This is a genomic window from Paenibacillus sp. IHBB 3054, assembly GCF_051594305.1.
Lineage (GTDB): Bacteria > Bacillota > Bacilli > Paenibacillales > Paenibacillaceae > Paenibacillus_AQ.
The window spans coordinates 12998-24891 of record NZ_JBOFBG010000042.1; the positions used below are offsets into that span (position 1 = coordinate 12998).

Genomic DNA, 11894 nt, shown 5'->3' on the forward strand with positions numbered 1-11894 from the left:
AAATTCACCCGGAGGCGGAGCCGAGGCCAAGTAGAAATACCCGGGTGAACAATTATTAATAGGTTCCCCCTGCTCCCCGGGCTTATACTTTGATATATATCTCAAAAAAAAGAATCCCCGCCGTCAGGCCAGAGGATTCTTTGCCGTACTATCCACTTTCTTGGTATCGATGACAACCTGATTGCGGCCGTTGTTCTTCGCTTCGTAAAGTGCCATATCGGCCCTGTAGAACAGTGACTCCACACTCACCCGTTCATCTGTCCAGCTCCATTCCGCGATGCCGCAGGATACGGTAACACGAGGTTCGGTCTCACCCATTACCCGCTTGCGGATCCGTTCGGCTACATAAAAAGCCTGCTGCACCCCCAGCTGCGGCAAATAGACGGCCAGCTCCTCCCCGCCCCATCTGGCAGCAATATCGCCTTGGCGGATGGAGGACTTCACAATTTCGCTCACCTGCTTCAGAATTTTATCGCCCTTCTGATGGCCGTAGGTATCGTTGACCGTCTTAAACTGATCAATATCAACGACAATCAAAGAGCCGCAGAAGTCCGACGTCTGCCTCTCCTTGATCTCCTCATCCAGGTAATGACGGGCATAAAGTCCGGTGAGACTGTCACGGTTGGCCAGGAACCGTACCTCAGCATGAAGCCGGGCGTTGCCTACCGCAAGCCCGATGTGACCCGCCATCGCCTGCAGCAGCCTGAAGCTGTCATAAGAGAAGAAGTATGGTTCCCGGTGAGCAAGCATAATAGCACCGCGTACTTCCCCGCCTACATTAAGGGGAGTAGCAATCAGCGACTGCGAGCAAGTTGCGTCCATGAGCTTCGAAGAGGGTCCCGGCGTATTTAAATAATCCGACAAAATGATCGGCTCGCCTGTAGTATAGACATTTCCTCCCAGCCCTTGCCCTACTTCTATAAGTTCATTGCGCAGCGGAAGATGATTGCAGGCAATCGCCTCCAGCCCGCCTTTTTCCTCATTCATATGCAGAATGCAGCAATAATCGGCAGCAAACATCTCCAGCAGTTCTTCAAAGGCATACTGAAAAATATCACCCAACCGCAGGCTTTGGTTCAAACGCTGTGTCATTTCATTGCTCATACGCAATTCACGAATTAGCTGGTTGGAGCGTTCATACAGCTTGGCATTCTCAAACGCTGTCCCGGCCGTATCTGCAACCATCGAGAGGAAACGCAGGTCAACCTCCGAAAAAACGGGCTTATCCATAATCATATGGAAGACACCGTACACGCCTTGCTTCCCTCCGAGCGGGAGGCCAACCTCCACATGCTGACTGTCCTCGCGCCCGGCATGCAGTGCTACCCGGCCATCCTTGAAAGCGCGCGCGCAGACATCATCACTATCCCAAAGCAGCGGAAGCGGCTTTACCTGCGGATGCGTGCTGCGGTGGTCCTGTGACATAAACAGCTCCAGACGGGCACCCGGATACATCGCAGCAATGCTCTCAATGACCTCGGTTAGAACGGCGTCGACATCAATGTTGTCGTGCATCCGCTGGACAATTTGAAACAGGAGCGAACGGCGGATGCTTTCCCGTTCGGCATGCTGGTACACTCCCGCTAGATCTGATACAAAAACATGCTCAAACCTGCGGTAAAAGCAGGTCTGGAAATGCATGGCCATTGCTTCAGCCGTATTCTTTCCGCCCTGCTCATACTCCACGGCTGTCATGGAGCAGGCAAGCAGAGCGAAGATTTCCCGTTGACCTCGGGTAAACACTGGTAAGGTCAAGAGGTACACAGCTTGTCCGTTCTTCTGTTCCGGGGCAGCATTGGTCTCTCCGGAAAGCAGGCTTAGTCCTGCAGCTTCCGCCCATTGCGCATCCCAGCCCTCCTCTCGGATACTGCCGGCACCTGAGTCTAAAGGTTCAATCCATTTCCCTTCAAAATCCAGCAGACCCCAGTCCCATGATTCCGCGAAGGGAGGGACAGCCAGTCCACGCCAGTCCGCGAAGCTTTCCGCAATCAAATTGGCTGCATACGGGAAATCATAGGATACAATATCCGTTTCCCTGAGCCATGCGGCGGGATCTATCATATCTCCGCTTGACTGCATAGTGTCCTGCAACAGCATACGAGTGTCTTTGCGGCCGTATGCTTCCTGAACTGACATAAGCGGATCCCCTTTGCGTCTCATATTATTAATCTTCCGATAACATCTAATTAGCTATATTTTACTCTCTTTTTTCCTGTATTGCATTATATTTTCCTGATTTGAGGGATTTTTTTTAGGACCAAAGAACTAACGACAAAGATAGACAAAATCTCCTTAAAGATGCACTTGACTTTAACTGTTGTTTTCATATAATATTTATTGTTGAACAAGACTGTAACAAGTCTTAATTGGGCGTAACGTTGTGTCACCCTCTACGCATTTCGTTACTGCCAGGGCAGCGGCTGAACTTCCCTGGCAGTGTGAAACCATTTGACGCTTTCACGGATACGGATTGCGGCGCAAATAGGCCCTACAATGAAATTTCAAATATAAAGGAGTCTACTATAACATGGCACGTTACACCGGACCTAAATTCAAACTCAGCCGCCGTCTGGGCATTTCCCTTAGCGGTACAGGCAAAGACCTGAAACGCCCTTTCCCACCAGGACAGCATGGCGCTAACCAACGCAGAAAAGTAAGTAACTACGGAATGCAGCTTTTGGAAAAACAAAAACTGCGCCACATGTACGGCTTGGGCGAAAAGCAGTTTAAAACTCTTTTCACTAAAGCACAAAAGATCCAAGGTATCGCGGGCGAAAACTTCATGTTCCTGCTCGAAAGCCGCTTGGACAATCTGGTTTACCGTCTTGGTTTCGCTAACTCCCGTGCAGGCGCACGTCAGTTGGTATCCCACGGACACGTAACCGTTAACGGCAAAAAAGTCGACATCGCTTCTTACCGTGTAAGCGTGGGCGACGTTATCGGACTTCGCGAAAGAAGCCGCGCTATGACTTCTATCAAAGAAGCTTTGGAAAACCGCTCCCACCTTCCAGCTTACCTGGAATATGCTGACGGATCTTTCGAAGGCAAATACATCCGTTTGCCAGAACGCGCTGAGCTTTCCCAAGACATCGATGAGAAACAAATCGTCGAGTTCTACAACCGTTAAGATTTCGCGAACAGCGAATGCAAAGCAAAGCCTCCGGAGAATTCCGGAGGCTTTTTTGTATGCTTGTTCTTGTGCCAGGCGAGATAATTCTATTTAACAAGTCTTTTCCATTCCTTCTGAATTAGCTTCTGTGGTAAATTCAGGATAACTACTGAATCGGAGGAACCTGAATGCATCTAATAAAAGATAATTTAGTCATTCGTGAAGCAACTACCGACGATGCGCAAATATTGTGCAACTGGTGGAACGATGGAATGATCATGGCCCATGCCGGATATCCTGAAGGTCTCGGTACTACAGTCCAAGAGACTCTGGATATGCTTCAGACTGCTGCCGGCTGCGACCATCGCCGGATCCTGGAAATCGATGGTATGCCCATTGGGGAAATGAACTTTAGAATATTTGCCGGGCACTGTGCAGAGATTGGCATTAAAATCTGCAACTTCAACCACTATAATCAAGGACTTGGGAGTGCGTTTCTTACTATGCTTATCAGCTCCCTGTTTAAGCAGATGGAGATTCAAAAAATCATTCTGGATACCAATCTCAAGAACTACAGGGCGCAGCATGTCTATGAGAAGCTCGGCTTTCGCAAAGTTGCGGTTCATCATGACTCCTGGAGAAATCAGCTCGGGGAGCTGCAATCTTCAGTTGACTACGAGTTAACTAAAGAGAATTATGTAGTGGAAGCTTCGGCAGATTAGGCTGCATTATGCAAAATCACCCCTAAGCTAATGTTAATTTGGCAAACTTCCGCTTGCCTACCTGGACAACGTCGCCCTCCTGGGGCTGGATTTCCCCGTTCGGATCCTCCTGCTTCACCCCGTTCAGCTTCACTGAGCCCTGCTGGATCGAACGTTTAGCTTCGCCATTGGAGCCTGCAAAACCAAGCAGCGTTAACAGCGTGACCAGCTTGATTGTGCCGCTCAACAACTCTTTAGACGGTATGCCGATTGTCTCAATATCCTCCGGGAGCGCACGCTGCTGGAACACTGTAATGAAGTGCTGCTGCGCGGCCTCCGCGGCTGCTTTTCCATGGTACATTCGTACTAATGTATATGAAAGACGCATTTTGACATCCCGCGGATGGGCCGTCCCGTCGGCCAGACCCGCTTTCAAGGCAGCGAGCTCCTGATTGCTGATATCTGTAGCCATTTCGTAGTATTTCAGCATCACCTCGTCCGGCACGGACATCGCCTTGCCATAGATTTCATTAGCCTCTTCATCAATGCCGATGTAATTCCCCAGACTCTTGCTCATCTTCTGCACACCGTCGATTCCTTCCAGCAGCGGCATCAGTATAACAGCTTGCGGTTCCAGGCCATATTCCTTCTGCAGTGTACGGCCCATCAGCACATTGAACTTCTGGTCCGTGCCTCCAATCTCCACGTCGGTCTTAAGAGCAACGGAATCCATCCCTTGCATCAACGGGTAGAAAAATTCATGAATGCTGATGGCCTGGCCGCTCTGGAAGCGTTTGGAGAAATCGTCGCGTTCCATCATCCGGGCTACGGTTACTTTTGCCGCCAGATTTACAACATCCGAGAAGGACATCGGGCTGAGCCATTCCGAGTTGCAGAAGATCTTTGTTTTCTCCGGGTCAAGAATCTTGTAAATCTGCTTCTTGTAAGTCTCGGCATTGCGCTGCACATCTTCTTCGCTAAGCTGCCTCCGTGTCTCGGATTTGCCTGTAGGATCCCCGATACGTCCGGTGAAATCTCCGATGACCAGCTGCACCTGATGTCCGAGTTCCTGGAACTGGCGCAGCTTATGAATCACAATGGTGTGTCCCACGTGAATATCCGGCGCCGACGGATCAAGACCCAGTTTGATGTTTAGCGGAATACCCGCAGCGACGGATTGGATCACTTTGCGCTTCATTTCCTCCTCCGGCACTATTTCCACGGCACCGCGCATGATCACTTCCATCTGACGCTCGACTTCCTGCTGTTGGCTGATTGAAAGCTCTTCCCAAGTCATTTCCTTATTCCTCCCAGTTCTTCAACACTAATCATTCCAAAGAACACAAAAAGAGCCTCTCATTCATCCCAAGGGACGAGTAAGAGGCTCGCGGTACCACCCTAATTAAAGATTTGCCGTGCCGGAGCACAAGCATTCTCTTTCACTTCATTGCCATAACGGGCTTGCACCCGGTCCAGGACTACTGAACAAGCGAAATGCGCTTGTAGTTCCTCCGGACAGCTCCAGACTGTAATTCAAAGGGGCCTGCTGCCGGTTCGCACCATCCACCGGCTCTCTGAAACACATGGCTTTCCTTCTACTGATGTCTTTCCACGCTTTTCGAATATCCAATTGAGTAAACTTATACCATAGGACCTTTTAAAAAGTCAACACCTCATGAATTCGACTTTCAGGCAGAAGCGCATTCAAATACGCCAAATTGTGCTATAATAGTTCCGTTAAAAGGAGGATTATCGTCGATGGTTGAGGAGAACAAAAAGAAGACCGTAAAACAGCATCCACCCCGAAGATCCTGGCTCCGCAGGTTCGGTTCAGTCGTAAAGTGGATGTTTATACTCGGCATACTAGGCATTCTGTTTGCTGGTGGTGCCTTGGCAGGCTACATAACTTCCATTGTGAAAGATGATCCTGTGCGCACCGAAGAATTGATTCAGCAGCAAGTCAGCTTGAACGCCGTCACCGGGTTTGCCTATTTCCGGGATGGGCAACCGATCGGTCAGCTTCGCACCGAAGAAGACCGCAGGCTAATTGAATTCAACGATATTCCACAGCTTGTGATTGATGCCGTCCTCGCTATAGAGGACAATAACTTCTATGACCATAAAGGAGTGGATTTCAGCAGTACCCTTCGTGCCGTCAAGCAGAAGCTGCTCAACGAATCGGTCCAGACCGGGGGCAGTACGCTTACCCAGCAGCTCGCAAGACGTGTATTTCTGAATCTGGACCGTACGGAAGACCGCAAAGTGAAGGAAATCCTGCTCTCCCTGCGGCTTGAACGTTTTTTATCCAAACAGGAAATTATTACGGCATATCTCAATAAGGTTCCCTTTGGGAACGGCTCCAACGGTTATAATGTGTTCGGTATCAAAGCCGCATCCAAGGGCATCTTCGGTGTGGAGGACCTTGAGAAGCTGAATGTTGCACAGGCTGCCTATTTGGCCGGTCTGCCCCAGCTTCCTTCTAAGTATTCCGCATTTAACGGAGTGGGTGAGTTCAACGAGACGGCCTTTAACAGAGCCATGGAGCGCCAGCAGCTCGTACTGCGGCGGATGCTGGAGGAGAACAAAATCACTTCCTCCCAGTATGATGAAGCGCGCCTCTTTGACATCAAAGGCTCTCTGGCACCGCATTCTAAGAAGGCCTATGCTACATTCCCTTACTTGATGCTGGAAACCGAACGCAAGGCGGCAGAGATCCTACTGTCGATCAACGAAGACAAGAAAAAAGCGAAAGATACCACGAGTTCGGTAGAAGACACAGTGCTTTTGGAGGAAGCCCGTCAGAAGCTAATGACCGGCGGATACCGTGTATACACTACGATTGACAAAAAAGTATACAGCGCTATGCACAGGATCTCCGAGAACAGTGATAATTTCACAAAAGACAGCAAGGCCAGAGGCAAGGAACAGACAGCCGGGATGATGATTGAGAATAAGACCGGAGCCATCCTGGGGATGATCGAAGGCCGGGACTTCAACATTGAACAGATGAACTATGCTACGCAGATGGTCCGTCAGCCGGGCTCGACCATGAAGCCGATTGCTGCTTATCTGCCTGCACTTGATGCAGGTCTGATCCAGCCTGCCGGCATCCTCGACGATGCTCCAATCATACTGAAGGATGGCTCCAAGGGATTCCACATCCCGAAGAATGCCAACAACCGTTATCAGGGTCTGGTTACCGCCCGCTATGCGCTTAACAAGTCTTTGAACATTCCTGCGCTCAAGCTGTTTAATGAGAAGGTTGGCATCGAAGACGCCTGGGCTTTTTCCAAGAAGCTGGGGATTACGACCATCCAAGATGAAGACTACAGTGCAAAAACCGGCGTAATCGGCGGTCTGCGTTATGGTGTATCCGTCGAGGAACTGACCAATGCCTACTCCTCCATCGCGAACAATGGCGCTTTTACCGATGCCTACATGATCGAGAAGATCGTCGATTCGGAAGGAAAAGTCGTTTACCAGCATAAGGTCAATCCGGAGCAGGTCTACTCCAAACAAACGGCATACCTCATGACGGATATGCTGCGCACAGTCATTACCGACGGAACTGCCAGCACTGTCAGAAAGAATTATAAGCACTTCAAGGACGTGCCGATTGTCGGCAAAACCGGTTCTACCCAGAATTACGGCGATGTGTGGTTTATGGGTTACTCACCGGATGTCACTCTCGGAATGTGGGTTGGCTATAAGGAGCAGATCAATACGCTCCAGGGAGATGCCCAGAAACGGCAGGCCCAGACGTTATGGACCAAGGTCATGAATGCTGTGATTGCCAAGCGGCCTGAGCTGTTCGTAACGAAAGAGTTCAGTAAGCCTGACGGCATCGTCAAAAAGACGGTTTCGGCATACAGCGGCAAGCTGCCTACCAGTTTAACCGACAGGTTTACTACAGACATGTTCAATGCCAAGTATGTACCGACGGAAAGTGATGACGGAATATCCAAGGCCAAATACATCACATACAAAGGCGTGAATTATATTCCGCTGGAAGGAACCCCTGAGGATTTCCTGAAGGAGAAAATCGTGGTGAAACGCGAGAAGCCTATTCAGGATCTGGTCAAGGAGCTGCTCGCTGCTTTCCCTGCAATGAAAGAGCACAAGGATTTGTCCTATTATATGCCGGCTGATGCCAAAACCGATTTCCCGACCGAGGTTGATCCGCGTGTCGACGACGGTACGGCTCCTGCTGCTCCAGGCGAAGTAAACGTGTCCTACAACAGCGGCAAAGCCGTAATCAGCTTTACGCCTAGCAGCTCATCAGACGTTGTAGGCTACCGGCTGTACCGTTCCATGAACGGAGGCCCATTCAAGAAACAGCTTGTGCTGTCAGCCGGTGAAGGCAACGCTTTCTCATCGGGCACACCTTCCAGTGTGAATGCCACCTTCTACGTGGCTGCCGTTGATGTGGCCGATCATGAGTCAGCTTCCGGCAGTGTAGCCGGAGGTGCTACCCCGACTCCCGAAGCGACGCCTACTCCGGCTGAACTGCCGGGGACAGAACCAACGCCGGAAGGGGAGATTATACCGGGTGCCACCGAAGATCCCGGTATGATCATCGTTCCGCCTGTGAACGGAACGGAGACACCTCTTGACAGCGGAAGTGGAAGTAACGCTGCCGGAGGAAATGCTACCGGCAACGGGCAATAACCGCTATAGCGGATTGCCTGAGGCGATCCATACAGAACAGCAAAAACACCGTTTCCGCGGATTCGCGGGAAACGGTGTTTTTTGTTATGCTGCCGGTATGGCTTAGTCCTCAATGGTCGACAAATCCCCTTCAGGCAGATGCAGCTCCCAGGCTTTCAGCACCCGGCGCATAATTTTGCCGGAGCGTGTCTTGGGCAGCTTATCCTTGAATTCGATCTCCCGGGGCGCTGCATGAGCGGATAAACCGGCTTTGACAAAAGCGGCGATCTCTTCTTTAAGCTCCGTGGTCGGGTAATAACCTTCCCGCAAGGAAATAAACGCCTTGATGATCTCTCCCCGCAGCACATCAGGTTTGCCGATGACCCCAGCCTCGGCTACCGCCGGATGCTCTACCAGCTTGCTTTCCACCTCAAATGGACCAATCCGTTCACCAGAGGAATTGATTACATCATCTATCCGGCCCTGGAACCAAAAATAACCATCCTCATCCATGTAGGCTGAGTCACCCGAGATATACCATCCGGGAATCCGGAAATACTCGTCGTATTTGGCCTTATTGTTCCAAATGGCGCCCATCATGGACGGCCAGGGGGTTCGAATCGCAAGATTCCCCATGGAATAAGGCGGCAGTACATTGCCCCGGTCATCCAATATCGCTGCTTCAATGCCCGGCAGCGGACGTCCCATGGAACCCGGCTTAATATCCATCCGCGGGTAATTGCAGATTAACTGCGCGCCTGTCTCTGTCATCCACCACGTATCATGAATGCGCTGATGATAGAATTTGTCACCCCAGCGGACAACTTCCGGATTTAACGGCTCCCCTACGGACAGCACATGGCGCAAGCTGCTTAGGTCGATGCCCTCCAGGCTAGCCTCCCCTGCTCCCATCAGCATGCGGAATGCGGTAGGTGCACTGTACCATACAGTAACGGCGAAACGCTCAATCGTCTTGTACCAGTCCTGCGGGCTGAAACGCCCGCCCCGCACCACATTGGTTACTCCGTTCAGCCAAGGGGCAAAGATGCCATAAGAAGTGCCGGTGACCCAGCCTGGATCAGCCGTACACCAATAGACATCGTCAGGCTGCAGGTCCAGTACGATTTTGCCGCTATAATAGTGTTGGATCATTGCTCTTTGTACATGATAGACACCTTTGGGTTTACCTGTGGAGCCCGAGGTGTAATGCATAATCAGCCCGTCATCCAAACTGAGCCACTCGGGCTCAAGTTCAGCTGAAGCTGCCACCATCTCTTGTTCAAAGCCCAGTATCCCCTGCTCCACATCGGTTGCACCGCCGACAACAATAATATGGCGCAGTTCCGGCAGCTCACTCTGCTTCACCCGGTGTAGCAGCTCCGGCGTAGTCACCAGCGCCACTGCGCCGCTGTCCTCAAGCCGGTCCTTAACCGCCGTTTCCATAAATGCCTCGAATAGCGGACCAGCCACTGCTCCGATCTTGAGAATACCCAGCAGACTGAAATACAGCTCCGGCTTCCGCGGCATAAAAATAAACACACGGTCTCCTTTACCAATGCCGTGCTTGCGCAGAACGTTGCCGAACCGGTTGGAGCGTTCCTGCAAATCGGAGAAGGTATATCTTTCCTCTCTCGAAGAATCGCTGTAAAGCAAGGCGGTTGACGCCCCACGGCCTTCCAGCACATGACGGTCCACGGCTTCATGGGCCATATTTACCTTGCCGGTATTATACCAGGAGAAGTCCCTCTCTACATCCTCCCACCGGAATTCGCTGACTGCCTGGGAATAATCCGCCATATTTGCGTTTTGCACGCGGCCCGGCAAAATTTCGCTGTGGACTTGCCCCATTACTCTTGCCTCCCTTACTAGTTTGATTTAAGCTTTAAGGGCGAGATTGATTTCCATGAAAATCCTGTCAATGTATTAAATGTGAAGTTTTTATGTCGGAATTAGTATATCACAGCAAGCGATTACATTCCATATTTTAGTTAAGCGAAGGGAGCCCATTCATGGAGCACCGCAAAATCCACGTTTCCCATACCTTTGTATATAACAGCAAGAACATTACAGTCAGTGGACCTTTATCTCCAGGCCTGCTGGAGGGCCTGCATATGCATCCTGATCTGGATGCCTTCCGCAAACCAAGCGAACAGCTGGAAGCACTCATAGACATCGCAGGCCTGCCTGAGGGGCGGGTGATCGCCGCTGTCGAGGACCAAACTGTTATAGGCTATGTTACCTTTCACTATCCGGATGAATTGGAGCTTTGGTCACAGGGGGGAATGATGGATCTCATTGAGCTGGGGGCTGTAGAGGTGGCTAACGGGTATAGAGGGAGCGGGCTTGGCAAGCTGTTGATTTCCACCGCCTTTGAGCGGGAGCAGTTGGAGAACTGCATCGTATACACCACGGAATATTACTGGCACTGGGACCTGAAAGGCAGCGGGCTTGATGTATGGGCCTACCGGAAAATGATGGAGAAGCTGATGAAGACCGTAGATATGGTATGGTATGCTACGGATGATCCGGAAATCTGCTCTCATCCGGCCAACTGCCTTATGGTCCGTATCGGACGGGAAGTTCCGATGTCATCTCAGGAAACCTTCGACAGAGTGCGCTTCAGACAGCGCTTTATGTATTAGGATTGTCTGCTCTGCCTAATCACATTGCCTTCAGCATATATTCAAGTATGGCATGGGAACGCTCGGAAGCCTCTACTGTGAATTCGTGATAATTGACATTCGCCGACCCGTCAGCCTTATCTGACATTGAACGTAGGATGACAAAGGGTATTTCATTCATGAAGCACACCTGTGCAACAGCAGCCCCTTCCATCTCGGCGCAGGCGCCGTTCAGCTCCAGCCGCAGCTTGGCGACCAACTCCGCACTGGCTATAAATTGATCACCGGACAACACAACTCCGGTCACGGATTGCTGCTTAAGGTCATGACAGGCTTGTTCAGCAAGCTGCACCAGTGTTTGATCTGCCGGAAAGGCGGAAATCTCCTGATAAGGAATAACCCCTCTGGGGTATCCCAATGCAGATACATCCATATCATGCTGAATACACTGCGAAGAAATCACGATATCACCGATGTTCAGTCCAGGATGAACTGCACCTGCTACTCCTGTGAACAATACCCGCGAGACGCCGAAGCTGTCCAGCAGAATTTGCGTCGTGACCGCAGCGTTAACTTTGCCTACCCCTGATTTGCACAAAACAGCCGACTTGCCAAACACCGTCCCTGTGTAGTACTTTATGCCTGCCTTAACCGTTGTCACCCTATTATCCATACTCTCCAGCAGCAGTTTAATTTCTTCATCCATGGCTCCGATTAATCCGAACACTTCACTCATCGGTACTCCTCCTGATCATTAATTATATGTATACAGCATAAAAAGCCCCAAAAGGAGCTTTTTATGATCTTATATGCTAC

General features: G+C 50.7%; 8 protein-coding genes and 1 other annotated feature. Of the genes, 4 read left to right on the forward strand and 4 right to left on the reverse strand.

The window, feature by feature from the left end; all coding sequences use genetic code 11:
* Nucleotides 1–123: 123 nt before the first annotated feature.
* Complete coding sequence (locus ACQ76X_RS29805) at nt 124–2136, reverse strand: sensor domain-containing diguanylate cyclase (RefSeq protein WP_438497386.1); 2013 nt, start codon at nt 2134–2136, stop codon at nt 124–126.
* Nucleotides 2137–2527: 391 nt separating this feature from the next.
* Here ACQ76X_RS29805 and rpsD point away from each other — a divergent pair, with 391 nt between their 5' ends.
* Nucleotides 2528–3127: a 30S ribosomal protein S4 gene (gene rpsD, locus ACQ76X_RS29810; protein ID WP_038590482.1), complete on the forward strand. Its 600-nt coding sequence runs from the start codon at nt 2528–2530 to the stop codon at nt 3125–3127.
* A 170-nt stretch (nt 3128–3297) separates the two neighbouring features.
* Nucleotides 3298–3831, forward strand: a complete 534-nt coding sequence (locus ACQ76X_RS29815; protein WP_438497388.1) for a GNAT family N-acetyltransferase — start codon at nt 3298–3300, stop codon at nt 3829–3831.
* A 22-nt stretch (nt 3832–3853) separates the two neighbouring features.
* Here the strand turns inward: ACQ76X_RS29815 and tyrS are convergent, their stop codons facing one another.
* Complete coding sequence (gene tyrS, locus ACQ76X_RS29820) at nt 3854–5107, reverse strand: tyrosine--tRNA ligase (RefSeq protein WP_438497390.1); 1254 nt, start codon at nt 5105–5107, stop codon at nt 3854–3856.
* Nucleotides 5108–5175: 68 nt separating this feature from the next.
* Nucleotides 5176–5431: a binding site (T-box leader), on the reverse strand.
* A 137-nt stretch (nt 5432–5568) separates the two neighbouring features.
* Here tyrS and ACQ76X_RS29825 point away from each other — a divergent pair.
* On the forward strand, nt 5569–8478 hold the full coding sequence (locus ACQ76X_RS29825) for a transglycosylase domain-containing protein (RefSeq protein ID WP_438497392.1): 2910 nt from the start codon (nt 5569–5571) through the stop codon (nt 8476–8478).
* Nucleotides 8479–8580: 102 nt separating this feature from the next.
* On the opposite strand, the gene acsA is transcribed toward ACQ76X_RS29825, so the two are convergent.
* A complete protein-coding gene (gene acsA, locus ACQ76X_RS29830; protein WP_438497394.1) occupies nt 8581–10305 on the reverse strand; it encodes an acetate--CoA ligase in 1725 nt (574 codons plus the stop codon).
* Nucleotides 10306–10466: 161 nt separating this feature from the next.
* Here acsA and ACQ76X_RS29835 point away from each other — a divergent pair, with 161 nt between their 5' ends.
* Nucleotides 10467–11099, forward strand: coding sequence for a GNAT family N-acetyltransferase (locus tag ACQ76X_RS29835; RefSeq protein ID WP_438497396.1), 633 nt, complete (start codon nt 10467–10469; stop codon nt 11097–11099).
* A 19-nt stretch (nt 11100–11118) separates the two neighbouring features.
* Here the strand turns inward: ACQ76X_RS29835 and ACQ76X_RS29840 are convergent, their stop codons facing one another.
* Nucleotides 11119–11814, reverse strand: coding sequence for a 5'-methylthioadenosine/adenosylhomocysteine nucleosidase (locus tag ACQ76X_RS29840; protein ID WP_438497398.1), 696 nt, complete (start codon nt 11812–11814; stop codon nt 11119–11121).
* Nucleotides 11815–11894 lie beyond the last annotated feature (80 nt).